The following is a 22526-nucleotide window of genomic DNA, read 5'->3' on the forward strand; positions in this document are numbered from 1 at the left end:
TAGACGTTCGGTGAACCAACCACCGGGACGCATCCGTTCACCCATAGGAAGCGCGTTACGCGCGTCAGGCGTGACTTATCCACGGCATCGTCCCCCTACAAGGCCCTAGGAGGCCCGGATGACAGCTTTGACTCGCATGCGCAAGATGTGGCGACCGGTCTTGATCGGCGTCATGGTCCTGGCAGGGTTGGCCACAGCCGCGCCGCCGGCAAGTGCGGCGACCACCAACCGGACCGGAATCTGCAACAAGGGAGGCGGCTACAACGCGTACCTGGAGTTCCCCCACCGAGGCATGACTAGCTTCGGGGTGCGGCCGGGCACATGTTGGAGCAAAACGCTCGCCGCCGGTAGCTATGAGCCTGTCAAGGTGTGGGCCGTCTCTTCCGGCTCCTGGCGCCTGCTGGGCGAGACGTGGATCCACTCGGGCAACCACAACGTGTTCCGGACCTCGGGCTCGGGGGCTTGGGGGGCCTACTACTGGTATAGCACCAACTGACGGCCGTGGAGGCCCCCGCGCGCCCCTTCTGGCGCGGGGGCCAGGGCGAATCGCGTAGCCGGGCGGTGCGGCTCTGAGCAGGAGCATTCTCCCACACCACCATGAACTGGGGGCTGCCCCCGACCTGCCCCGGGGCGGTCAGCCCTTCGGGCGCTGCTCGCGGTTCTGCCCCATCCCGATCTGGATCGGCTCCCAGACACCGCGACCCGCCTGCCGCAGGTGTTCCCCGGCCTGCCTGCCCCGCGAGTTGGGCAGCGCCTGACGGCTCCTCCGGTCGCCCGCCGCCGGCCCCCTTCCCGGTACCGGCGCCCTGTTCCGCGCCGGATGCCGGCCCGCCGCCCCCCGCGCAGGGCTAGCCCCGGCCTAGCCCCGGGCTAGCCCCGGGCTAGCCTAGTCGCCGGTCACGCCGTCGATCCGTTCCCGGATCAGGTCGGCGTGGCCGTTGTGCCGGGCGTACTCCTCGATCATGTGGACGTAGACCCAGCGGAGGTTGAACGTCCGGCGCTTGGGGCCGACCTCGGTGAACGTCTCGTCCAGGGTGCGGCCGGCCGCGGCGGCCCGGGCCAGCTCCACCTCCCGGTGGTACGTCGCGAAGTCGGCCTCGGCGTCGGCGGCGCTGACGTCGAAGTCGGCGTCCGGCTGTTCCCGGGTGAAGTACGGCCAGTCGACCCGCTGGTCGGCGAAGTTCTCGCGGAACCACCAGGCCTCCACCTCGGCCATGTGCCGGACGAGGCCCAGCAGCGTCAGCCCGGACGGCTCCACGCTCGGCGTCCGCAACTGCTCGGCGGTCAGCCCGGCGCACTTGTGCAGCAGGGTCTGCCGGTGGTAATCCAGCCAGCCCTCGAGCATGGTGCGCTCGTCGCCGACCGTCGGCTCGTCTTCCCGGGTGATCTCCGGTGCTGTCCACGTCATCCGGCCATCCTGGCCGCCGGGTACGACACCCCGCGACCGGATTACCGGCGGGTGCTGGGCGGGTCCCTGCCGTACCGGAAGCGCTACGGGACGACGAGGACCGGCCAGCGGCCGGTGCGGACCAGGCGGGTGGCGACGGAGCCCAGCAGGCGGTGGCCGGCCTGCTCGGAGGAGCCGACCACCACCAGGTCCGCCCGGGTCTCGTCCGCCGCCGCGCACAGCTCGGTGTACGCGTCCCCGCGCCGGCACAGGAACGTGACCGGCAGGCCCAGCTCCTCGGCGCCGCGCCGGCACTCCTCGCGCAACTCGGCGGCCAGCTCGTCGTGCGTCTGCTGGACGACCCCGGCCACCATTCCGGACAGCATGGCCGGGTAGGCGGCCGGGGAGCTGACGAAGACCACCACCAGCCCGGAGCCCTGCCGGCGTGCCAGCCCGGCCGCGTACGCGGCGGCGCGCAGCGAGGTGCGGCTGCCGTCCACGCCGACCAGCACCACCCGGGGCCCGTCCGTGCCGCGCTCGAACGGCAGCGGCCGCGCCTCCGGCCCGTACTCCTCCCGGTCCACCGGCTCTCGTACGCCCATGTCCGCCCCCTCAGCCCTGCCCGCCGGTGCGGACCACGGCCTCCACCGGCTCCTGCTCGATCCGGCCCGCCGGCGGGGCGTGGCCCAACTGGTTGCCCGAAGCAACAACATGCGCCGACCCGAACCTATTCCCGTGCCCGAACCGGGCAGTGGGCGCGGGGAGGGGAGCTCAGTCCAGGGCGTCGTTGAACCGGCGCAGCAGCCGGCCGAACTCCTCCACGTCCCGCGTCGGCCAGCTCCGCAGCGTGCGCCGGAGCGAACCGAGCCGGGACGCCCGGGCGGCGTCGAACCGGCGCTGACCCTCCTCGGTCAGGCTGAGCCGCCACGCCCGCCGGTCGGTCGGGTCGGGGTCGCGCCGGACCAACCCGAGCGCCTCCAGCCCGGTGATCTGGCGGCTGAGCGTGCCCTTGCCCACGCCGAGCCGGGCGGCCAGGTCGGTCAGCCGCACCGAGTCGCACCGGCGCAGCCAGAGCAGCAGCCCGTACGCGTTCGGCTCCAGGTCGGGGTGGACCTCGCGGGCGATCTCCCAGGAGAGCACCCGCCCCCGGCGCAGCAGCGCCGTCACCTCGTGCTCCACGGCGCGCAGGGGCTCCGGCAGGTGATCCTCCACGGACGCCAGGGTACGGCGCGGCAACGCCGGCCCGCGGAGGTGCGGCCCGGCGAGGGCCGGGATCAGGAGCCCGGGGTGAGCCGGCGGCGGGCCACCGGTCGCAGGTGCCCGTCGCCGGTGGTGCCCTCGATCGTCACCTCGGCCGACCGGCCCCGGTGGGTCAGCGTGGCCACGGCGTTGCCGAAGTACGGGCCGGCCAGCTTGCGCCAGCGCACGCTCGGGCGGCGCACCCCGGCCGAGCGCGCGAGTGCCCGGGCGGCCCCGGCCGGGCCGGGCGACCAGCCGAGCCGCATCAGCGGGCGCATGGCGGCCGGCACCTGGTTGTGGATCGGCGAGCAGGTGAGCTGGTGCACGGGGGTGCGCACGGCCGGGTCGTCGAAGCGGGCGCGAGCCACGTACGAGTGGTGCACGTCGCCGCCGAGAATGCTGATCGACGCCGGCGGCGGGTACGCCGGGCCCGCCCCGACCCGGTCCCCGGTGCTCCCGGGCGGGCCGCTGCCGATGCGGGCGAACAGCGCGGCGAGGGCGTCGAAGGACCGCCGGAAGGCCGCCCAGTGCTCCAGGTCCAGCGCGCGGCGCAGCCGCTCGGCGAACCCGGCCACCCGGCGGTGGCGGGAGTCGGCCAGCCGTTCGTTCCACGCCTCGACGTGGTGGATGCCCGGCGGCAGCAGCCAGGGCAGCGACGCGCCGACCACCAGGTGGTCGTAGGCCCCGTGCGCCCGGTCGAGGAACCAGGACCACTCGCCGGGTGGCAGCATCGCCCGGTTGCCCGCCTCCAGCACCCGGCTGCACCGGTTGTCCAGCATCACCAGCCGGGTGCGCCCCAGGTCCAGGGCGTAGCTCCACTGGTACTGCACGGCCCGCCACCTCTCGGTGTCGTGGGCCAGGTCGGCCTCGGCGTCCACCCGGGCGCCGAACCCGCGCAGCACCCCGGTGGCGTCCGCCCCGGCGGCGGTGACCCTGGCGTAGACGGGATCGGCCGCGATCTCGTCCGGCGCGAGGTTGCCCAGGTGCTGGTAGACCCAGTACGAGGCCAGCCCGCTGGCGATCCGCTCGGCCCACCACGGCTGCCGCCGCATACCGGCCCGCCAGCTCGCCGAGGTGTTCCAGTCGTCGATGATCTCGTGGTCGTCGAAGATCATCACACTCGGCACGGTGGAGAAGAGCCACCGGATCTCCGGGTCGCGCCACGACTCCAGGTACAGCTTGGTGTACTCGTCGAAGCTGACCACCTGCGTCGCGGGCGCACCCTTCGGCCGCCGCCGGCGCCGCCTGAGCAACCGCCGCACCGTGGGCGAGGTCTCGTCGGCGTAGACCTGGTCGCCGAGCAGCACCAGCAGGTCGGGCAGGGCGGCGGCGCGGTCCGGCTCGGCCATCAGCCGCCGGGCGTACGCGTCGAGGGCGTCCGGGGGCAGCCGGCGGGCCGTGGCGTGCTGGGTGGTCTCCCGGCACGAGCCGAAGACCAGGCGCACCGGCTGCTCCCGGTCGTCGGCCGCGCGGGTGCGGATCAGGCTGGGCGGGAACCCGCCGCCCGGCGCCGGCCAGGCCACCTCGCCGTCGACCAGTACCTCGTACGTCGTCGCGCTGTCCGGGGTGAGCGCCTCGACCACGACGATCGCGTAGTGGTGGTCGTACGCGGAGAATGTGGCCGCCGTGCCCTCGGCGCCGTCGGCCGTGCGGACCCGGACCGTCGCGGGCGCGCTGGTCTCCACCCAGACCGTCGCCCGCGTGCCGACGACCCGGCGCAGCAGCGGGCCGATGAGCAGGCGGGGAGCCGGCACGGGGACCTCCTCCAGGGCGAACGAACCTCGTCATTTCTACCCGGACGGCGGCGTGGCCACCCCTGGGCTGGCGCGAGCGTACCCGCAGCTCGCACCCCCGTCGGGCGCGGTGGCGAAGACGCCGTCGCCGCCATCTGACAGGATTTCGGCATGACGGAATACCTCCTCATCGCGCTTGCCCTGCTCGGCGTGCTGATCCTCGGTGCCCTCGGGTTGGTGGTGCCACGGCTGCGCCGGCGCCCCGAACCGCCGCTGCCCGAAACGGAGGTGCGCACCCGCACCGAGGAGGAGCTGGCCGGGCCGCCCGTCGAGGCCACCGAGGACGGGGTGCTGGTCGAGCCGCCGCCGGTGGTGGAGGTGCCGTCGGTCATCGAGGTGCCGCCCGTCGAGGTGCCGGAGCCGACCGCCGGCCGGCTGGTCCGGCTGCGCTCCCGGCTGTCCCGCTCGCAGAACGTCCTCGGCAAGAGCCTGCTCAGCCTGCTCACCCGCGAGCACCTCGACGAGGACGTCTGGGAGGAGATCGAGGACAGCCTGATCACCGCCGACGTCGGCATCGAGCCCACCCAGGAGATCGTCGCCCGGCTGCGCGAGCGCACCCGGGTGCTCGGCACCCGCACCGCCACCGACCTGCGCACCCTGCTCGCCGCCGAGCTGGTCGAGGCCCTCGACCCGAGCCTGGACCGGTCGCTGCGCACCGCGCCGAAGGACGGCCGGCCGGCGGTGCTGATGGTGGTGGGCGTCAACGGCGCCGGCAAGACGACCACCTGCGGCAAGATCGCCCGGGTGCTGGTCGCCGACGGCCGCAGCGTCGTGCTCGGCGCGGCCGACACGTTCCGGGCCGCCGCCGCCGACCAGCTCGAGACGTGGGCCAGCCGGGTCGGCGCGGAGACCGTCCGCGGCCCGGAGGCGGCCGACCCGGCCAGTGTCGCGTTCGACGCGGTCAGGCGGGGCATCGACACCGGCGTGGACACGGTGCTGATCGACACCGCCGGCCGGCTGCAGAACAAGGTCGGCCTGATGGACGAGCTGGGCAAGGTCAAGCGCGTGGTGGAGAAGCACGGCCCGATCGACGAGACCCTGCTCGTCCTCGACGCCACCACCGGGCAGAACGGCCTGGAGCAGGCCCGGGTGTTCACCGAGGTGGTCAACGTGACCGGCGTGGTGCTGACCAAGCTCGACGGCACCGCCAAGGGCGGCATCGTGATCGCCGTGCAGCGCAGGCTCGGCATCCCGGTCAAGCTGGTCGGCCTCGGCGAGGGCAAGGACGACCTCGCCCCGTTCGACCCGGTGCAGTTCGTCGACGCGCTGCTCGGCACCGAGCCGCTCGCCCGGGACGCGTAGTCTCGAGTGACCAGCGAGCAGCACGCCTACGCCGAGTGGCGGGACCGCCGTCACCCTGCGCCGGCCCTGGGGAGACCATACGTGACGTCGCAGGAGATCCCGCTGCGGGGCGGGAACGTGAGCACCGTGGTCCGGGTCGGCGACACCGTCCGGCGCAACGCGGGCCCGTGGACGCCGTCCGTGCACGCCCTCCTGCGTCACCTGGAGTACGTCGGGTTCACCGGCGCGCCCCGGGCGTTCGGCATGGACGAGCGCAACCGGGAGGTGCTGTCGTACCTGGAGGGGGAGTGCGGGGAGTACCCGCTGGCCCCGCACTGGGTCACCGACGAGGCGCTGGTGACGGTGGCGACGATGCTGCGGATGTTCCACGACGCCCAGTACGGCTTCGCCCCGCCGCCGAACGCGATCTGGCGCTCGTTCGGGCCACCCCCGCCGGACACCGAGGTGATCTGCCACCACGACGCCGCCCCGCACAACGTGATCTGGCGCCCCGACGGCACCCTCGGGCTGATCGACTTCGACCTGGCCTCGCCCGGTGCCCGGATCTACGACGTGGCGTACGCGGCGTGGACCTGGGTGCCGATCTTCTCCGACCGGGACTCGATCACCCTCGGCTGGAAGCGCCCCGACCGGCCGCGCCGGCTGCGGCTGTTCGCCGACGCGTACGGGCTGATCCCGCGCGACCGGCACCGGCTGGTCCGGACCATCCGTAAGCGGATCGTGGACCACGTCGAGGGCATCCGGCGGATGGCCGCCGCCGGGGAGCCGGCGTTCGTCCGGATCGTGCACAAGGGTCACCTTCGTCGCCCGATGCGCGACCTGCGCCTGCTCGACTACGAGCGGCACCACCTGGAGTACGCGCTGCGCTGACCGCCCGCCGGCCCGGCCGACGGTGAGGGTTTCTTCACACGTCCGAAACACAGTGTCACGCTGCGGAAATCGACGGGTGACGCTGGGGGAAACAGGGGCCGACCAAGCTCGTCGCAACCGGCGTACGGGCGATGCTGCCCCGGAAGCCGCGAAGGAGGGAACCTCACCTTTAGGAGGCCAGCGTGCCTGAAGCACCGACGATCGACGCCGGCAACACCGTTTGGCTGCTGGTCTCGACCGCGCTCGTGCTGCTCATGACGCCCGGGCTCGCCCTGTTCTACGGCGGGCTCAACCGGGCCAAGGGCGTGCTCAACATGATGATGATGAGCTTCTCCGCGATCGGGCTCATCTCCGTTCTGTGGTGGTTCTACGGCTTCAGCGTCGCGTTCGGCACCGACGTGAACGGACTCTGGGGCGACCCCGGCGTGTACCTCGGCACCAAGACGTTCCTCGCCGAGACCGACCTGTGGGGCGCGACCGCCGACAACCCCAGCGGCATCGGCGTGCCGCTCTACGTGTTCATGGCGTTCCAGATGGTCTTCGCGGTGATCACCGTCGCGCTGATCAGCGGCGCCGTCTCCGACCGGGCGAAGTTCGGCGGCTGGCTGCTGTTCGCCTTCGGCTGGGCCACCCTGGTCTACTTCCCGGTCGCCCACTGGGTGTGGGGCGGCGGCATCGTCGGCGCCAAGCTGCACGCGCTGGACTTCGCCGGCGGCACCGCCGTGCACATCAACGCCGGCGCGGCCGCGCTCGCCCTGGCGCTCGTGCTCGGCAAGCGGCTCGGCTGGCCGCGCGAGGGCATGAAGCCGCACAACATCCCGCTCGTCGCGCTCGGCGCCGGCCTGCTCTGGTTCGGCTGGTTCGGGTTCAACGCCGGCTCGGAGCTGACCGTGGACTCGGTCGCCGGGCTCGCGTTCCTCAACACCCAGCTCGCCACCGCCGCGGCGGTGCTCGGCTGGATCGCCGTCGAGTGGATCAAGGACCGGAAGCCGACCATGGTCGGCGCGTCCTCCGGCGCCGTGGCCGGCCTGGTCGCCATCACCCCGGCCTGCGGCTTCGTCACCCCCTGGGCGGCGGTCCTGCTCGGCATCGTGGCCGGCGTGGTCTGCGCGCTCGCCATCAGCCTGAAGTACAGGCTGGGCTACGACGACTCCCTCGACGTCGTCGGCGTGCACTTCGTCGGCGGCTGGATCGGGTCGCTCTGGCTCGGCCTGTTCGCCACGAACTCCGTCAACTCCGCCATCGGCGACGTGATCGGCGCGTCCGACGGCCTGTTCTACGGCGGCGGGCTCACCCAGCTCGGACGGCAGGCGCTCGCCGGCCTGATCGTGACGGCGTGGTCGTTCGGGGTCGCCTGGGTGCTCGCCTTCGCCATCGAGAAGACCATGGGCTTCCGCCTCAGGCCGGAGGCCGAGGTCGAGGGCATCGACATCGCGGAGCACGCCGAGAGCGGCTACGACCTCTCCCCGGCGGGCGGCGGCAGCGGCAGCGCGTTCGCGCTCGCCGGGATCGGCGGCACCGCGGCGCGGCCGGCGCCGGAGGACGCGAAGCCGGAGGCGGCGGCCCGGCGGCGGTCCCGGATCCGGCCGAGCCGGTCAGCGAGAAGGTCGCCGGTTAACGTTCCTGGGATGGAGGGGTTGGACATGAAGCTGGTGACCGCGGTCATCAAGCCGTACCAGCTGGACGCGGTGAAGGAAGCCCTGCACGCCCTCGGGGTGGCCGGGCTGACCGTCAGCGAGGTCCAGGGCTACGGCCGCCAGAAGGGGCACACCGAGGTCTACCGGGGTGCCGAGTACACGGTCGAGTTCCTGCCGAAGATCCGGGTCGAGGTGCTCACCGACGAGCTGGAGGTCGACAAGATCGTCGACGCCATCGTCGGCGCCGCCCGCACCGGCAAGATCGGCGACGGCAAGGTCTGGGTGACCGGCGTCGAGGAGGTCGTCCGCGTCCGCACCGGCGAGCGCGGCCTGGACGCCCTCTGACCGGGAGACGACCGACATGGCCTCGTTGATCAAGGGAAACGCGTCGGAGCACGCCACTCACGACGACGCGAACCTCCTGGTCAACGAGGCCGTCGGCGTGCCGGCCGGGATCGGCGCGGACGCCCGGGCGCGGCGCGCCGACGCGTTCGACCGCTGGCTGGGCGGGCTGCTGCCGCGGCGGGACGGAGTGGCGCTGGTCGCCGTCGGCGGGCTCGGTCGGCGGCAGTGCGCCCCGTACGGGGACCTCGACCTGGTGCTGCTGCACGCCGGGGCGCCCGGCATGGACGACCTGGCCGCGTCGCTCTGGTACCCGATCTGGGACGCCGGCCTGCGGCTGGACCACTCGGTGCGTACCGTCGCCGAGGCGCTGTCGGTGGCCCAGGACGACGTCAAGGTCGCCCTCGGCCTGCTCGACGCCCGGTTCGTCGCCGGGGACCTGGCACTGGCCGACACCCTCGTGCGGACCGCCGCCGACCACTGGCGGCGCACCGCCGTCCGCCGGCTGCCCGCGCTGCGGGAGATCACCACGTCCCGCTGGCGGGCCCACGGCGAGCTGGCCTTCCTGCTGGAGGGCGACCTCAAGGAGGCCGCCGGCGGGCTGCGGGACGTGGGCATGCTGCGCGCCATCGCCGCCGCCGGCGTCACCGACGCGCTGCGCCCCGCCGTCCGGGCCGCCCACCTGCGGCTGCTGGACACCCGGGACGCCCTGCACACGCAGGTCGGCCGGCGGGTCGACCGGCTGGTGGCCCAGGAACGCGACGGCGTCGCCGCCCGACTCGACCTGACCGACGGGGACGCGCTGTTGCGGCGGGTCGCCGGGGACGCGCGCACGGTCAGCCACGCCCTGGACGACGCCTGGCGGGCCGCCGACCGGCTGCGCTCGGGCCGCCGCCGGGGCGGCGACGTCCGGCCGACGCGCCGGCCGGTGGCCCGCGACGTGGTGGAGCACGACGGGGAGCTGGTGCTGGCGCGTACCGCCATCGGCGCCCGCCCCGACGCGAGCCTGTCCCTCCGGGTCGCCGCGGCGGCGGCCACCACCGGGCTGCCGATCGCCCGCGCGACCTGCGAGTGGCTGGCCGCGTACTGCCCGCCGCTGCCGTCCCCGTGGCCGGCGGAGGCGCGCGCCGCCCTGGTCACCCTGCTCGGCGCGGGCCCCGGTCTGCTGCCGGCCTGGGAGACCTGCGACCGGTACGGCCTGGTCGACGGCTGGCTGCCGGAGTGGACCCGGACGCGCAGCCTGCCCCAGCACAACCCCGTGCACCGGTACACCCTCGACCGGCACCTCGTGCAGACCGCGTACGAGGCCAGCCGGCACACCCGCGAGGTGGACCGGCCGGACCTGCTGCTGCTCGGCGCGCTCCTGCACGACATCGGCAAGGGACTCCCCGGCGATCACAGCGCGGTCGGGGCGCCGCTGGCCGAGGCGGTGGCCGCCCGGATCGGCCTGCCGGAGCCGGAGGCGGCGCTGATCGGCACGCTGGTCCGGCTGCACCTGCTCCTGCCCGACGTGGCCACCCGGCGCGACCTGTCCGACCCGGTGACCATCGCGCGGGTCGCCGAGCAGGTCGGCGACACCACCACCCTGGACCTGCTGCACGCGCTGGTCCGCGCCGACGCGGCGGCCACCGGCCCGGCCGCCTGGTCGGACTGGAAGGGACGGCTGATCGCCGAGCTGGTCGCCCGGGTGCGTACCGCGCTGGACACCGGCGCGCTGCCCGCCCCGCCCGCCCCGGACCCGGCGCTGGTCGCCGGGCCGCTGCCGGTCGTACACCTGACCGCCGAGCGGGTGGCGGTGGCCGCGGCCGACCGGCGGGGCCTGCTCGCGACGGTCGCCGGCTGCCTGGCCCTGCACCGGCTGGAGGTGCTCGCCGCGGACGCCTCGACGGTCGACGGCCGGGCCCTGGTCGAGTGCCGGGTGCAGCCCCGGTACGGCCTGCCGCCGGACCCCGTCGCGCTCGCCGCCGACCTGAGCCGGGCGGTCGCCGGGGACGTGTCGGTCACCCAGCGGCTGCGCGGCCGGGCGCTCGCCGCCCGCGGTTCCGGCGCCGCACCCCGCGTGGTCTGGCACCGGGAGGCGGCCACCGGCGCCGTGCTGCTGGAGCTGCGCGCCGCCGACGCCGCCGGGCTGCTCTACCGGGTCACCCGCGCGCTCGACGAGGCCGGCGCCCAGGTCCGCGCCGCCCGCATCGCCACCCTCGGCGGGGATGTGGTCGACGCGTTCTACCTGGTCGGCGGCTGGCCTCCCGACGCCGAACGCGCCCGCCTGGAGGCCGCCGTCCTGGCCGCGGTGTAGGGACGGGCGGCTGCTCGGCCGGCCGCCCGGCGCCGGCCGGCTGACCGGGATGGGGGCGCTGATCGAGCGGCGAGTACGCCTGGGGCACCTGGAAGACGGTGCTCACCCAGGGCCCCTCCCGGCTCGAGGTGTACGCCGGCAAGCTGCTCGCCCTGACCGCCGCCGCGCTGGCCGTGGCGCTCGCCGTCTTCGCCGTCGGGGCCGCCGCCAGCGGGCTCGTCGCGGTCGCCGAGGCGCAGCCGGCGCACTGGCCGTCGGCCGGCGACCTGCTCACCGGGATCGGGGCGGGGTGGCTCATCGCGACGATGTGGGCGATGCTCGGAGCCGTGCTCGCCGTCGCCCTGCGGGCGGTGGCGCCTCCGGTCGGGCTGGGCCTGGTGTGGATGCTCTGCGGTGCAGAGCGGCTCGTGCTGAGCCCGGCCACCGCGCGTACGCACGTCAGCCGGGCGATGGTGAAACTGGGCGCCCGGGACCGGGCGCAGCTCGTGGTCTTCGCGTACCAGTCGGGCCTGGTGGACGGCTGAGTCCGGGGCGGGCACGGGGCGCTCTGCCGGCTGGCCCGGAGCGCGGGTGTCGGCGGCGGGCTACCCTAGCGGTGGCCGGGCACTACCGTCCGGCCGTGTTGTGCCCGCCGGAACACTGACAAACGGGATGTTCGCGTGTTTGACACCTTGAGTGACCGCCTCTCCGGGATCTTCACCAAGCTCCGCGGCAAGGGCCGGCTCACCGACGCCGACATCGACGCCACCGCGCGCGAGATCCGCATGGCGCTGCTGGAGGCCGACGTCGCCCTGCCGGTGGTCAAGGGCTTCATCGCGAACGTCAAGGAGCGGGCGCGCAGCGCGGAGGTCTCGCAGGCGCTCAACCCGGCCCAGCAGATCATCAAGATCGTCAACGAGGAGCTGATCGCGGTCCTCGGCGGCGAGGGGCGGCGCCTCCAGTTCGCCAAGCAGCCGCCGACGGTGATCATGCTGGCCGGCCTCCAGGGCTCCGGCAAGACGACCCTCGCCGGCAAGCTGGCCCGCTGGCTCAAGGCCCAGGGCCACCAGCCGCTGCTGGTCGCCGCCGACCTCCAGCGCCCCAACGCCGTCGGGCAGCTCCAGGTGCTCGGCGGGCGCGCCGGCGTCGAGGTGTACGCCCCGGAGCCCGGCAACGGCGTCGGCGACCCGGTGCAGGTGGCCCGGGCCTCGATCGAGCACGCGAAGCGGGCCGCCCGGGACATCGTCATCGTCGACACCGCCGGCCGGCTCGGCATCGACGCCGAGATGATGCAGCAGGCCGCCGACATCCGCGACGCGGTCGACCCCGACGAGGTCATCTTCGTCATCGACGCGATGGTGGGCCAGGACGCCGTGCGCACCGCCGAGGCGTTCCGCGACGGCGTCGGCATCACCGGCGTGGTGCTGTCGAAGCTCGACGGCGACGCCCGCGGTGGCGCCGCGCTGAGCGTCCGCGAGGTGACCGGGCAGCCGATCCTGTTCGCCTCCACCGGCGAGAAGCTGGAGGACTTCGACGTCTTCCACCCCGACCGGATGGCCAGCCGGATCCTCGGCATGGGCGACGTCCTCACTCTGATCGAGCAGGCCGAGGCGGCCTTCGACGCCGATCAGAAGGAGAAGATGACCGCCAAGCTGATGGGCGGCGAGCAGTTCACCCTGGAGGACTTCCTCGACCAGCTCGTCGCCGTCCGGCGGATGGGCCCGATCGCCAACGTGCTGGCCATGATGCCCGGCATGGGGCAGATGAAGGACCAGCTCGCCGAGCTGGACGACAAGCACTTCGACCGGGTCACCGCGATCATCCGGTCGATGACCCCGGCCGAGCGCACCAACCCGAAGATCATCAACGGTTCCCGGCGGGCCCGGATCGCCAACGGCTCCGGGGTCACCGTGATGGACGTCAACCAGCTGCTCAACCGCTTCGCCGACGCGCAGAAGATGATGAAGCAGATGGGCGGCATGATGGGGCTGCCCGGCGCGGGCCGCCGCAAGGCGACCAAGTCGCCGAAGAACAAGCGCAAGGGCGGGCGCGGCGGTCAGCGTCCGCGCCCGGTCGGGCACGGCGCGGGCGGGTTCCCCGGCGGGATGCCCCAGCTCCCGCCCGGCCTGGACCCGAACGCGCTGGCCGGCGGCGAGGGCCTGCCGCCCGGCTTCAAGCTGCCCAAGCTGGACTTCAACAAGCTCGGCAGACGCGAGGACGACAAGCGCTAGTCGACGCGCGAGGGGCCCGGCCGCATGCGGCCGGGCCCCTCCGCGCTCGGGTACGCCTCAGGACACCAGGTCCGGCCGGTTGGTCACCCGCAGCGCGTTGACGATCGGCTTGCCGAAGCCGGTGTGCGTGACGAACCGCACGTTGAGCACCCCGTCAGTGACCTGGACGGGGTACGACACCGGTCAGTCGCCTCCGCCGGAGGTCACCGACCCCGGGCCGGCCCCGGGGAGTGCTGACCCGTCAGGTTGTCCAGCCGCGCCTTCTTCTGCTCGGCCCGGCGCCGCTGCCGCGGCGTCAACTCCGGCCGGCCGCTCTGGCGCAGGTAGTTGGGCACCCGCCGGTCGTTGGGCACGGGCAGGCTCATCGGGCCACCTCCTCCTGGGCGTGGACGGCGAGGGCGGCGTCCCGCAGCGCGGGCGCGTCCTGCCGCTGCGGCTCCCGGCTCAGCCGCGCCGTGAACCGCTCCGGGCTGACCTCCAGGTACGGCGGCGCGTCCCCCTCGGGGCGCCCGGCCAGCGCCACGGCCACCCGCGCGCGGCACCGCCGCCCCGGGCGCACCTCGATCGTCTGCCCTGGCCGCACCGGGTACGACGGCCGGTTGACCTTGCCGCCGTCGACGGTGAACGTGTTGTGGGCGACGAGGCCGCGCGCCTCGGCGACCGTGCGCGCGAAACCGGCCCGGTGGACCAGCGAGTCCAGCCGCTGCTCCAGCTCGGCGGCCAGGTTCTCCGCCGCGTCGCCCGGCTGCCGCGCCGCCGTCACCACGGCCCGGGCTAACTGCCGTCCGCGCAGGTGGTACGCGGCGCGCACCCGGGTCCGGTCGGCGTCGCCGAGGGCGTACCCGCGCGGGGCGCGCCGCGGCCCGCCGCGTACGCCGATCGGGTGCTTCTGCCGGCGCAGCCGGTAGCCGTACGCCGGATGGAGCGGAACCTCGTCCGTGGGCGAGGGGCGTACCTTCGTCCGGACGGCCATCTCTTCCTCCCTCGACTCTCGCGGAACCTCCACCGTCGTGGCCCACGGGGTGAGGCGGCCCCACCCGATCCGGGTGACCGGCCGGTCGAGACGCGGCGGGGCGTGATCGGGTAGGACTGTGCACATGGCTCTGCATGTGCGCGGTGTGCTGCTCCCCGACGACGAGGTCCGGGACCTCTGGCTGGTCGGCGACCGGGTGACCTTCGACCCGGTGGCCGGGGCGGAGACGATCGCCGACGGCGGCTTCGTGCTGCCCGGGCTGACCGACGCCCACTGTCACATCGGCATCGCCCGCGGGGGCGCCCCGGTCACCTCGCTCGACCAGGCCCGCGAGCTGGCCCGCGTCGACCGGGACGCCGGGGTGCTGGCGATCCGGGACGCCGGCTCGCCGTACCCGTACCCGGAGCTGGACGACGACCCGGAGCTGCCGCGGCTGGCCCGGGCGGGCCGGCACATCGCCCCGCCGAAGCGGTACCTGCGGGACATCGGGATCGAGGTCGGCGCGGCGGAGGTGGCCGCCACGGTGGCGGCGCAGGCCGCCGCCGGCAACGGCTGGGTCAAGCTGGTGGGCGACTGGATCGACCGGGGGGTCGGCGACCTCGCCCCGGCCTGGGACGCCGACACCATGACGGCGGCGGTCGCGGCCGCGCACGCCGCGGGGGTACGCGCCGCGGTGCACACGTTCTCCGAGTCGGCCGTGGAGATCATGGTGCGCGCCGGGGTGGACTCGGTCGAGCACGGCACCGGGCTGAGCCTGGACCTGATCGACGTGATGGCCCGGCAGGGCACCGCCCTGGTCCCCACGATGATCAACATTCGGACGTTCGGCGGGATCGCCGACGCGGCCCGGCCCAAGTTCCCCGGGTACGCCGACCACATGCTCGCCCTGCGCGACCGCTTCCCGCAGGTGGTCCGGGCCGCGTACGAGGCGGGTGTGCCGGTCTACGTCGGCACCGACGCCGGCGGGGGCATCGACCACGGGCTGGCCGCCGAGGAGATGCTGCTGCTGCACGAGCAGGCGGGGATGTCCCCGGTCGACGTCCTGGCCGCCGCCTCCTGGCGCGCCCGGGAGTGGCTGGGCTTCCCCGGCCTGGTCGAGGGCGGCCCAGCGGACCTGGTCGTCTATCCCGAGGACCCGCGCCAGGACCTGCGCGTGGTCCGCGCCCCGACCCGCATCGTCCTCCGCGGCCGCATAATCCGCTGACCCCCCACCCCCACCCCCACCCCCCACCCCCACCCCCACCCCCGCCCCGGCCCCCGCCCCCCACCCCCCCACCCCGCCCCCGCCCGGCTCCCGCCGGGCGCTCGGCGATCAAGAGGTTTGCGTCGGGGACCGGCGTGGCGGGCGACACGAACCTCTTGGTCAACTCCGATCCGCGGGGGGCCGGGGAGGAGGGGCGGGGCCGGTCGGCTCGCCTTGCTGGCGAACTCGTTGTGGACGGTTTGCCGGCTCACCCCGGCCGCCGCGGCCACCTGCCATCCGGCGCCGTCCCAGCCGCCCGGCGGCCGGGGACGACCGTGCCCGCCGCCAGGTCCACCCGCGACGGTGAGCGCCCGGGCCGCGTCGACGATGCCGTCCCGCAGCCGCTGTCGGCCGGCGTCCCTGAACTCACCCATCGTGGTCGAGGTCTGCGGCTGGCGTGGGTGGGTGGGCCGGCGCGGCGCGACGCGGCATAGGATGTGCGGTCATGGCACGCGTGCTCACTCCCCGTGCGGAGGACTTTCCCCGCTGGTACCAGGATCTGATCGCCAAGGCGAAGCTGGCCGACAACGGCCCGGTCCGGGGGACCATGGTCATCCGACCGGCCGGCTACGCCATCTGGGAGCGGATGCAGGCCGAGATGGACGCCCGGATCAAGGCGGCCGGCGCGGAGAACGCGTACTTCCCGCTGTTCATCCCGGAGAGCTACCTCAAGCGTGAGGCCGAGCACGTCGAGGGCTTCTCGCCGGAGTTGGCGGTGGTCACCCACGGCGGCGGCAAGCAGCTCGCCGAGCCGGTGGTGGTGCGCCCCACCAGCGAGACGGTGATCGGCGAGTTCATGGCCAAGTGGATCGACTCGTACCGGGACCTGCCGCTGCTGCTCAACCAGTGGGCGAACGTGGTCCGCTGGGAGTTGCGCCCCCGGGTCTTCCTGCGCACCAGCGAGTTCCTCTGGCAGGAGGGGCACACCGCCCACGCGACCCGCGAGGACGCGCGGGCGTACGCCCGCAGGATCCTGCACGAGGCGTACGAGGACCTGATGGTCAACGTGCTCGGCATCCCGGTGGTGGTGGGCCTGAAGACCGCCCGGGAGCGGTTCGCGGGGGCGACGGCCACGTACACCTGCGAGGGCATGATGGGCGACGGCAAGGCCCTCCAGCTCGGCACCAGCCACGAGCTGGGGCAGAACTTCGCCAAGGCGTTCGACATCAGCTACTCCTCCGCCGAGGGCGGCCGGGAGCACGCCTGGACCACCTCGTGGGGCACCTCGACCCGGATGCTCGGCGGCCTGATCATGTGCCACGGCGACGACAACGGCCTGCGGGTGCCGCCGAAGCTGGCGCCGGTCCAGGCGTACGTGATGGTGGTCAAGGACGGCGAGGGGGTCCGCGAGGCGGCGGTCAAGCTGCACGACGCGCTGCGCGACGCCGGTGTCCGGGTGGCGCTCGACGACCGCACCGACACCCCGTTCGGCCGCCGGGCCGTCGACGCCGAGCTGCGCGGCTATCCCGTACGCGTCGAGGTCGGCCCCCGCGACCTGGCCGCCGGCAACGCGGTGGTGGTCCGGCGTACGGACGGCTCGAAGTCCCCGGTCCCCGTGGCCGACGTGGTGGGCGCGGTGCTGGCCGCCCTGGATGCCGACCAGCAGGCGCTGCACGACCAGGCCCTCGCCTTCCGCCGGTCCCGCACCACCGACGTCGCCACCCTGGCCGAGGCGATCGAGGCGGCGGCCACCGGCTGGGCCCGGGTGCCCTGGTCGGCGGTCGGCGTGCAGGGCGAGGCCGAGGCGAACGGCCAGGGCGTGACGGTCCGCTGCCTGCTGCGCGCCGACGGCTCGGTCCCCGACTCCGAGGACGAGCCGGACCTCGTCGCCGTCCTGGCCCGCGCCTACTGAGCGGAAGGGAGGGGCCCGTTGTTGACGCCTTCGGTAGCGGAAGGGGCCCCTCCTGACAGCGGGGCCGGCGGCCCGCGCTTCGCACCGGGCCGGCTGATCATGCACCGGAACGTCCGGCACGGCCGGATCGGCTGGGTCCGGCCCGGACGGGTGGTCAGCGACGACGAGCGCGGCCTGCTGATCTTCGTCGCCCGCGAGGCGCCGGTGGCGCACGAGGTCACCGAGGCCGGGCTCGGCATGCGGGCGATGCCCTTCGCCGAGTGGATCACCTCGTCGTACCGGCTCGAACTCGGGCGCTGGACGGGGCCGGCGCTGCTGAAGTTCCTGCCCGTCGGTGCGGCCCACTCCGTCTGGTGGTTCTCCGACGAGGCGGGCCGGTTCAGCCACTGGTACGTCAACCTCGAGGAGCCGGGCGTCCGCTGGGACGACGGCGACGTGGCCGGGGTGGACATCGTCGACCAGGACCTGGACGTGGTGGTCCGTCCCGACCGCAGCTGGCGGTGGAAGGACGAGGAGGAGTTCGTCGAGCGGCTGGCCTTCCCCGACCACTACTGGGTGACCGACGAACGGGCGGTCCGGGCGGAGGGGGAGCGGGTGATCGCCCGCGCGGAGGCCGGCGAGTTCCCGTTCGACGGCACCTGGTGCGACTTCGCCGCCCCGCCGGACTGGGGCCCCCCGGACGCGCTGCCCGCCGGCTGGAACCGCCCCCAGCCCGCTGACCCCCGCGCCCTCCCTTCCCCCGCGCCTCCCTTCCCTCCCGCCTCCCCCACCCCCCTCCGCTCCCGCGATCTTGCAGTTTCTGCCCCGGCGAATCGGGCGAGTCGCCCCATATCGAGGGCCAAAGGTGCAAGATCGCGAACGGCGGGCGGGTGAGGCCTGCCACTCGTACGTCGGGTGGGGTGGAGGGTGTGGGTCCGGTGTGAGAGATCGGCGGCGGATCTGGCAGAATGGTCGGCTGGTATCCGGCGCGTGTCCGGCGCCCTCTAACCCGGGCACGTCGCCAGTCCACCGAGCAGTCTCCGGCCCAACCCCACTGTGCCGGTCGGCGCTCACCCATGCACCGCCCGTGTCGGGCCGGTGGGATCGCAACAGGAGCGAAGACAACCGTGGCCGTAAAGATCCGGCTCCTGCGGATGGGCAAGATCCGCAACCCGCAGTACCGCATCGTCGTCGCCGACTCGCGCACCAAGCGCGACGGTCGGGCGATCGAGTTCGTCGGGATCTACCAGCCGAAGGAGGACCCTTCGGTGATCGAGGTCAAGTCGGACCGGGTCCAGTACTGGCTGTCCGTCGGCGCGCAGCCGAGCGAGGCGGTGCAGCGCCTGCTGGAGCTGACCGGCGACTGGCAGAAGTTCAAGGGCCTGCCTGCCCCGGCCCCGCTGAAGGTCGCCCCCGAGCGGGCCGACCGCAAGGCGGCGTACGAGGCCGAGGCGAAGGCCGCCGCCGGCCTGGCCGAGACCCCGGCACCGGCCAAGAAGGCCGCCAAGGCGGCCCCGGCCGAGGCCGAGGCGCCGAAGGCCGAGGAGCAGACCGGTGCGGACGCCGGCGAGCAGGCCTGACATGGCACTGCGTCCGGCGCTCGAGCACCTGGTCAAGGGCATCGTCGACCACCCGGACGACGTCCGCGTGCGGATGGTCGACTCCCGCCGGGGCAAGCGGCTCGAGGTCCGCGTGCACCCGGAGGACCTCGGCACGGTGATCGGGCGGTCCGGCCGGACCGCCAAGGCGCTGCGCCAGGTGATCGGCTCCATCGGTGGGCGCGGCGTACGCGTCGACATCGTCGACTCGTACTGATGCTGCTCATCGTCGGCAGGATCGGTAAGCCGCACGGGATCCGCGGTGAGGTCACCGTGGAGGTGCGGACCGACGAGCCCGAAGCGCGGTTCGCCCCCGGCTCGATGCTGCGCACCGAGCCGGGGGCGACACCCGCGTCCGCGTCCGCTCAGCCTGGGGTCTACCAGGTGCCCGCGGAGCTGACCGTGGAATCCGCTCGGTGGCATCAGGGGCGGCTGCTGGTCGCCTTCGAGGGTGTGCTCGACCGGCACGTCGCCGAGGCGCTGCGTGGCACGCTCCTCGGCGTGGACAGCGCGGACGTCGCCCCGCCTGAGGACCCGGAGGAGTTCCACGACCACCAGCTGGTCGGCCTCGCCGTGGTAACCACCGACGGCGAGCGGCTCGGTGAGGTGGCCCGGATCGAGCACGCGCCCGCGTCCGACCTGCTGGTGCTGCGTCGCCCCGAGGGCCGTACCGCGCTGATCCCGTTCGTCAAGGCGATCGTCCCCGAGGTCGACCTCGCCGGCGGTCGCGTCGTCGTCGACCCGCCGGGCGGCCTGCTCGACCTCTAGCCCGCTGGAGCAGCTCCGCATGCGCGTCGACATCGTGTCGATCTTTCCCGAGTACTTCGCCCCGCTGGACCTGTCGCTGATCGGCAAGGCCCGCGCCAACGGGACGCTGCGGTTGGCCGTACACGACCTGCGGGCCTGGACCCACGACGTGCATCGCACGGTCGACGACACCCCGTACGGCGGCGGGCCCGGGATGGTGATGCGGCCGGAGCCGTGGGGCGAGGCGCTCGAGGCCCTCGCCCCGGCGGAGCCGGCCCCTGACGGTACGATCCGCGACCGGGCTGCCTCCGAGGCCGCCGTTCCGCCCCGGCTGCTGGTGCCCTCCCCGGCCGGTGTCCGGTTCACCCAGGCCATGGCGCACGAGTTGGCCGCCGAGCCGCACCTGCTCTTCGCGTGCGGCCGGTACGAGGGCATCGACCAGCGGGTGCTCGACCACGCCGCCACCCGGATGCGGGTGACCGAGGTCTCCCTCGGCGACTACGTGCTCTTCGGTGGCGAGGTGGCGGTGCTGGTGATCCTGGAGGCGGTCACCCGGTTGCTGCCCGGGGTGCTCGGCAACGCCGGCTCGCTGGACGAGGAGTCGCACGCCCACGGGCTGCTGGAGGCGCCGATGTACACCAAGCCGGCGACCTGGCGCGGGCACGAGGTGCCGGAGGTGCTCCGCTCCGGCGACCACGGGCGGATCGCCCGCTGGCGGCGGGACGAGGCGCTGCTGCGTACGGCGGCCCGCCGGCCCGACATGCTCGCCGCGCTGCCGCCGGAGAGCCTGGACAAGCGCGACCGGGCGGCGTTGGACCGGGGCGGGTTTCAGCCGCCGTCGGGGCATGTGGCAAAGTAGAGGGGTTGCCGCATCCGTCCACGCCGTGGGCGGCTGCGAGGGCCCTCGACCGGGGTCGGCGCCGCCGGCCACCACCCAAGGGTCAGAATCACCCACCCGCGCATCGACTGACGGTGCGCCGTGAGCCTCACGAGGACGCAGCGATGAACATCCTGGACGCCCTTGACGCCCAGTCGAAGCGCGTTGACATCCCCGAATTCCGTGCCGGTGACACCGTCAAGGTGCACGCGCGGGTCGTCGAGGGTAACCGCTCCCGTGTCCAGATCTTCCAGGGCGTCGTCATCCGCCGCCAGGGTGACGGTCTGCGCGAGACCTTCTCGGTCCGCAAGGTCAGCTTCGGCGTCGGCGTCGAGCGGACCTACCCGGTGAACAGCCCGGCGATCGACCGCATCGAGGTCGTCACCCGCGGTGCCGTCCGCCGCGCCAAGCTCTACTACCTGCGCGAGCTGCGCGGCAAGAAGGCCAAGATCAAGGAGCGGCGCGAGAAGCAGCCGAGCTGACCACCGGCCGCGACGCCGCCTGATGTCGTACGTCCCAGCGCTGGTCGGGCCGGTCGTACGAGTGCAGGCGGGGATCGACTCGTCGCGGCGGCAGCCGCGGCGCCAGGTCGTCCCACTACCGCCCGCGGGGCCTCGACGAGGCTCCCGGGCGGTAGTGTCGTTTCCACGGACCGGGGAGTGGCGTGGTGCGGACGCGTGACGACGGCGGCGCCGTCGACCCGTGGCGCCGCCGGGCCCGGCGGGCTCGCCGGCAGATGCCGCTGTGGCAGGAGCTGCCGCTGCTGCTGGTCGTCGCGTTCTGCCTGGCGGTGCTCATCCGCACCTTCCTGCTCCAGGCGTTCTTCATCCCCTCCGGGTCGATGGAGGACACCCTGCTCATCGGCGACCGGGTGCTGGTCAACAAGGTCGTCTACGACGTACGGGACCCGCGGCGCGGCGAGGTGGTCGTTTTCCGGGGCACCGACCGGTGGGCCGCCCAGTCGAGCCCGGAGCCGGAGCCCGGGTTCGCCGGCAGGCTCGGCCGCACGTTCGGCGACCTCGTCGGGCTGAGCCGCCCCGGCGAGAAGGACTTCATCAAGCGGGTGATCGGCGTCCCCGGTGACCGGGTGCGGTGCTGCGACGACCAGGGGCGGGTCACCGTCAACGACGTGCCGCTCGACGAGCCGTACGTGATCCGCGACTCGCCCCTCGACCTGCCGCCCGACCCTCGGGGGTGCGGGCCCCGCCGCTTCGACGAGGTGGTCGTCCCGCCCGGGCAGATTTTCGTGATGGGCGACCACCGGCTGGTCTCCCAGGACGCCCGCTGCCAGGGCCCGGTGCCGATCGACAACGTGGTGGGCCGGGCGTTTGCGGTGGTCTGGCCGTCCTCGCGCTGGGCGTCGCTGTCGGTCCCGGAGACGTTCGCCCAGGTCGGCGAGCCCACCGCCGCGGCCGGCGACCCCCCGCCGCCGGTGCGGCCCACGGGGGCGGGTGGTGTCCTGCTGCTCGTCCCGGTCTCGGCCGCGGTATCCGTTCTCGCGCGTTCCGGACGGTCCGTTCGCGCTCGGCGACGTAGGCTCCAACCGTGATCGACGAGCAGACCGACAAGCAGAGCAACTCCTTCTGGAAGGAGTTGCCCATCCTCCTGGGCGTGGCGATCCTGGTCGCGGTGCTGGTCCGGGCCTTCGTGCTGCAGACCTTCTACATCCCCTCGCCCAGCATGGAGAACACCCTTCAAATCAACGATCGGGTGCTGGTCAACAAGCTGGTGTACGACTTCCGGTCGCCGCACCGCGGAGAGGTGGTGGTGTTCAAGGCGCCCACCGAGTGGAGCGGCAACCCCGAGGGTGAGGACTTCATCAAGCGGGTGATCGGCGTCGGCGGCGACCACGTGGTCTGCTGCGACCCGCAGGAGCGGCTGGTGATCAACGGCAAGCCGCTGGACGAGCCGTACATCTACTCGGCCGACGGCCAGCGGGACAAGCCCGCCGACCAGGAGTTCGACATCACCGTGCCGGAGGGCCGGCTGTGGGTGATGGGCGACCACCGCTCCGCCTCCGGGGACTCCCTGGAGCACTGGCAGCAGTCCCAGCAGAACATCCAGAGCGCCACCATCCCCGAGGACCAGGTGGTGGGCCGGGCGTTCACCGTCTTCTGGCCGGTCGGCCACGCCACCTGGCTCGGGGTGCCCAAGGAGTTCGACGGCATACCCAATCCCTGA

At 73.9% G+C, this 22526-nt stretch carries 21 protein-coding genes and 4 pseudogenes; 18 read left to right on the top strand and 7 right to left on the bottom strand.

Going from position 1 to position 22526, the window contains the following annotated elements; all coding sequences use genetic code 11:
- The first annotated feature begins 118 nt into the window (after positions 1 to 118).
- A complete protein-coding gene (locus JD77_RS18995; protein WP_145775542.1) occupies positions 119 to 496 on the top strand; it encodes a hypothetical protein in 378 nt (125 codons plus the stop codon).
- Between the two features lie 390 nt (positions 497 to 886).
- On the opposite strand, the gene JD77_RS19000 is transcribed toward JD77_RS18995, so the two are convergent.
- From JD77_RS19000 to JD77_RS19015, 4 genes are all read right to left on the bottom strand, one after another.
- A complete protein-coding gene (locus tag JD77_RS19000; RefSeq protein WP_145775543.1) occupies positions 887 to 1408 on the bottom strand; it encodes a DinB family protein in 522 nt (173 codons plus the stop codon).
- Between the two features lie 83 nt (positions 1409 to 1491).
- Positions 1492 to 1989, bottom strand: coding sequence for a universal stress protein (locus JD77_RS19005; protein WP_145775544.1), 498 nt, complete (start codon positions 1987 to 1989; stop codon positions 1492 to 1494).
- 169 nt (positions 1990 to 2158) lie between these two features.
- Positions 2159 to 2599, bottom strand: coding sequence for a MarR family winged helix-turn-helix transcriptional regulator (locus JD77_RS19010; RefSeq protein WP_246140756.1), 441 nt, complete (start codon positions 2597 to 2599; stop codon positions 2159 to 2161).
- 62 nt (positions 2600 to 2661) lie between these two features.
- Positions 2662 to 4380 carry an alkaline phosphatase D family protein gene (locus tag JD77_RS19015; RefSeq protein WP_145775545.1) on the bottom strand — a complete coding sequence of 573 codons (1719 nt, stop codon included), beginning with the start codon at positions 4378 to 4380 and terminating at the stop codon, positions 2662 to 2664.
- A 150-nt stretch (positions 4381 to 4530) separates the two neighbouring features.
- On the opposite strand from JD77_RS19015, the gene ftsY reads away from it, so the two are divergent.
- The 7 genes and pseudogenes from ftsY (at position 4531) to ffh (ending at position 13076) form a co-directional block, all read left to right on the top strand.
- Positions 4531 to 5721, top strand: a complete 1191-nt coding sequence (ftsY, locus tag JD77_RS19020) for a signal recognition particle-docking protein FtsY (RefSeq protein WP_145775546.1) — start codon at positions 4531 to 4533, stop codon at positions 5719 to 5721.
- An 81-nt stretch (positions 5722 to 5802) separates the two neighbouring features.
- Complete coding sequence (locus tag JD77_RS19025; protein ID WP_145775547.1) at positions 5803 to 6591, top strand: aminoglycoside phosphotransferase family protein; 789 nt, start codon at positions 5803 to 5805, stop codon at positions 6589 to 6591.
- Between the two features lie 182 nt (positions 6592 to 6773).
- A pseudogene (locus tag JD77_RS19030) lies at positions 6774 to 8238 on the top strand (ammonium transporter).
- Positions 8235 to 8573, top strand: a complete 339-nt coding sequence (locus JD77_RS32230; RefSeq protein ID WP_170286644.1) for a P-II family nitrogen regulator — start codon at positions 8235 to 8237, stop codon at positions 8571 to 8573. Before JD77_RS19030 ends, JD77_RS32230 begins: the two are co-directional and overlap by 4 nt.
- A gap of 16 nt (positions 8574 to 8589) precedes the next feature.
- Positions 8590 to 10866 carry a [protein-PII] uridylyltransferase gene (locus JD77_RS19035; protein WP_145775549.1) on the top strand — a complete coding sequence of 759 codons (2277 nt, stop codon included), beginning with the start codon at positions 8590 to 8592 and terminating at the stop codon, positions 10864 to 10866.
- Between the two features lie 323 nt (positions 10867 to 11189).
- Positions 11190 to 11390, top strand: a pseudogene (locus tag JD77_RS35870) (response regulator transcription factor); the annotation flags it as partial.
- A gap of 135 nt (positions 11391 to 11525) precedes the next feature.
- The gene (gene ffh / locus JD77_RS19045) at positions 11526 to 13076 is read left to right on the top strand and encodes a signal recognition particle protein (protein WP_145775551.1); all 1551 of its coding nucleotides are present in this window, start codon (positions 11526 to 11528) and stop codon (positions 13074 to 13076) included.
- A 57-nt stretch (positions 13077 to 13133) separates the two neighbouring features.
- On the opposite strand, the gene JD77_RS34760 is transcribed toward ffh, so the two are convergent.
- Genes JD77_RS34760 through rpsD form a run of 3 tightly spaced genes read right to left on the bottom strand, consistent with a single transcriptional unit; the run spans position 13134 to position 14049 of the window.
- Positions 13134 to 13256: a hypothetical protein gene (locus tag JD77_RS34760; RefSeq protein ID WP_281292104.1), complete on the bottom strand. Its 123-nt coding sequence runs from the start codon at positions 13254 to 13256 to the stop codon at positions 13134 to 13136.
- Between the two features lie 23 nt (positions 13257 to 13279).
- Entirely contained in the window at positions 13280 to 13441 is a 162-nt protein-coding gene (locus JD77_RS32235; protein ID WP_170286479.1) for a hypothetical protein, read from the bottom strand.
- The gene (gene rpsD / locus JD77_RS19050) at positions 13438 to 14049 is read right to left on the bottom strand and encodes a 30S ribosomal protein S4 (protein ID WP_170286480.1); all 612 of its coding nucleotides are present in this window, start codon (positions 14047 to 14049) and stop codon (positions 13438 to 13440) included. Before rpsD ends, JD77_RS32235 begins: the two co-directional genes overlap by 4 nt.
- A gap of 124 nt (positions 14050 to 14173) precedes the next feature.
- Here rpsD and JD77_RS19055 point away from each other — a divergent pair, with 124 nt between their 5' ends.
- The 10 genes and pseudogenes from JD77_RS19055 (at position 14174) to lepB (JD77_RS19110) (ending at position 22526) form a co-directional block, all read left to right on the top strand.
- Positions 14174 to 15253 carry an amidohydrolase family protein gene (locus JD77_RS19055; RefSeq protein ID WP_145775553.1) on the top strand — a complete coding sequence of 360 codons (1080 nt, stop codon included), beginning with the start codon at positions 14174 to 14176 and terminating at the stop codon, positions 15251 to 15253.
- 484 nt (positions 15254 to 15737) lie between these two features.
- Positions 15738 to 17144, top strand: a complete 1407-nt coding sequence (proS, locus tag JD77_RS19070) for a proline--tRNA ligase (RefSeq protein ID WP_145775554.1) — start codon at positions 15738 to 15740, stop codon at positions 17142 to 17144.
- Positions 17145 to 17243: 99 nt separating this feature from the next.
- Positions 17244 to 17852, top strand: a pseudogene (locus JD77_RS19075) (ribonuclease FAU-1 family protein); the annotation flags it as partial.
- Between the two features lie 398 nt (positions 17853 to 18250).
- A complete protein-coding gene (gene rpsP / locus JD77_RS19080; RefSeq protein ID WP_145775555.1) occupies positions 18251 to 18703 on the top strand; it encodes a 30S ribosomal protein S16 in 453 nt (150 codons plus the stop codon).
- Positions 18678 to 18938: an RNA-binding protein gene (locus tag JD77_RS19085; protein ID WP_175440282.1), complete on the top strand. Its 261-nt coding sequence runs from the start codon at positions 18678 to 18680 to the stop codon at positions 18936 to 18938. The genes rpsP and JD77_RS19085 overlap by 26 nt, the downstream gene beginning before the upstream one ends.
- A gap of 2 nt (positions 18939 to 18940) precedes the next feature.
- Positions 18941 to 19489 carry a ribosome maturation factor RimM gene (gene rimM, locus JD77_RS19090; protein WP_211372825.1) on the top strand — a complete coding sequence of 183 codons (549 nt, stop codon included), beginning with the start codon at positions 18941 to 18943 and terminating at the stop codon, positions 19487 to 19489.
- 19 nt (positions 19490 to 19508) lie between these two features.
- Positions 19509 to 20327 (top strand): tRNA (guanosine(37)-N1)-methyltransferase TrmD, encoded by an 819-nt coding sequence (trmD, locus tag JD77_RS19095; protein WP_145775557.1) that lies wholly within the window; start codon positions 19509 to 19511, stop codon positions 20325 to 20327.
- Positions 20328 to 20470: 143 nt separating this feature from the next.
- Entirely contained in the window at positions 20471 to 20827 is a 357-nt protein-coding gene (rplS, locus tag JD77_RS19100; protein WP_145775558.1) for a 50S ribosomal protein L19, read from the top strand.
- Between the two features lie 182 nt (positions 20828 to 21009).
- Positions 21010 to 21881, top strand: a pseudogene (gene lepB / locus JD77_RS19105) (signal peptidase I).
- Between the two features lie 9 nt (positions 21882 to 21890).
- The gene (gene lepB / locus JD77_RS19110; RefSeq protein ID WP_145775560.1) at positions 21891 to 22526 is read left to right on the top strand and encodes a signal peptidase I; all 636 of its coding nucleotides are present in this window, start codon (positions 21891 to 21893) and stop codon (positions 22524 to 22526) included.

The organism is Micromonospora olivasterospora (assembly GCF_007830265.1).
Classification (GTDB): Bacteria; Actinomycetota; Actinomycetes; order Mycobacteriales; family Micromonosporaceae; genus Micromonospora; species Micromonospora olivasterospora.

Coding starts and splice junctions, on each gene's coding strand:
- JD77_RS18995 (WP_145775542.1), top strand. CDS start 119: ATGACAGCTTTGACTCGCATGCGCAAGATGTGGCGACCGGTCTTGATC.
- JD77_RS19000 (WP_145775543.1), bottom strand. CDS start 1,408: ATGACGTGGACAGCACCGGAGATCACCCGGGAAGACGAGCCGACGGTC.
- JD77_RS19005 (WP_145775544.1), bottom strand. CDS start 1,989: ATGGGCGTACGAGAGCCGGTGGACCGGGAGGAGTACGGGCCGGAGGCG.
- ftsY (WP_145775546.1), top strand. CDS start 4,531: ATGACGGAATACCTCCTCATCGCGCTTGCCCTGCTCGGCGTGCTGATC.
- JD77_RS32230 (WP_170286644.1), top strand. CDS start 8,235: ATGAAGCTGGTGACCGCGGTCATCAAGCCGTACCAGCTGGACGCGGTG.
- JD77_RS19035 (WP_145775549.1), top strand. CDS start 8,590: ATGGCCTCGTTGATCAAGGGAAACGCGTCGGAGCACGCCACTCACGAC.
- JD77_RS32235 (WP_170286479.1), bottom strand. CDS start 13,441: ATGAGCCTGCCCGTGCCCAACGACCGGCGGGTGCCCAACTACCTGCGC.
- rpsD (WP_170286480.1), bottom strand. CDS start 14,049: ATGGCCGTCCGGACGAAGGTACGCCCCTCGCCCACGGACGAGGTTCCG.
- JD77_RS19055 (WP_145775553.1), top strand. CDS start 14,174: ATGGCTCTGCATGTGCGCGGTGTGCTGCTCCCCGACGACGAGGTCCGG.
- proS (WP_145775554.1), top strand. CDS start 15,738: ATGGCACGCGTGCTCACTCCCCGTGCGGAGGACTTTCCCCGCTGGTAC.
- trmD (WP_145775557.1), top strand. CDS start 19,509: ATGCGCGTCGACATCGTGTCGATCTTTCCCGAGTACTTCGCCCCGCTG.
- rplS (WP_145775558.1), top strand. CDS start 20,471: ATGAACATCCTGGACGCCCTTGACGCCCAGTCGAAGCGCGTTGACATC.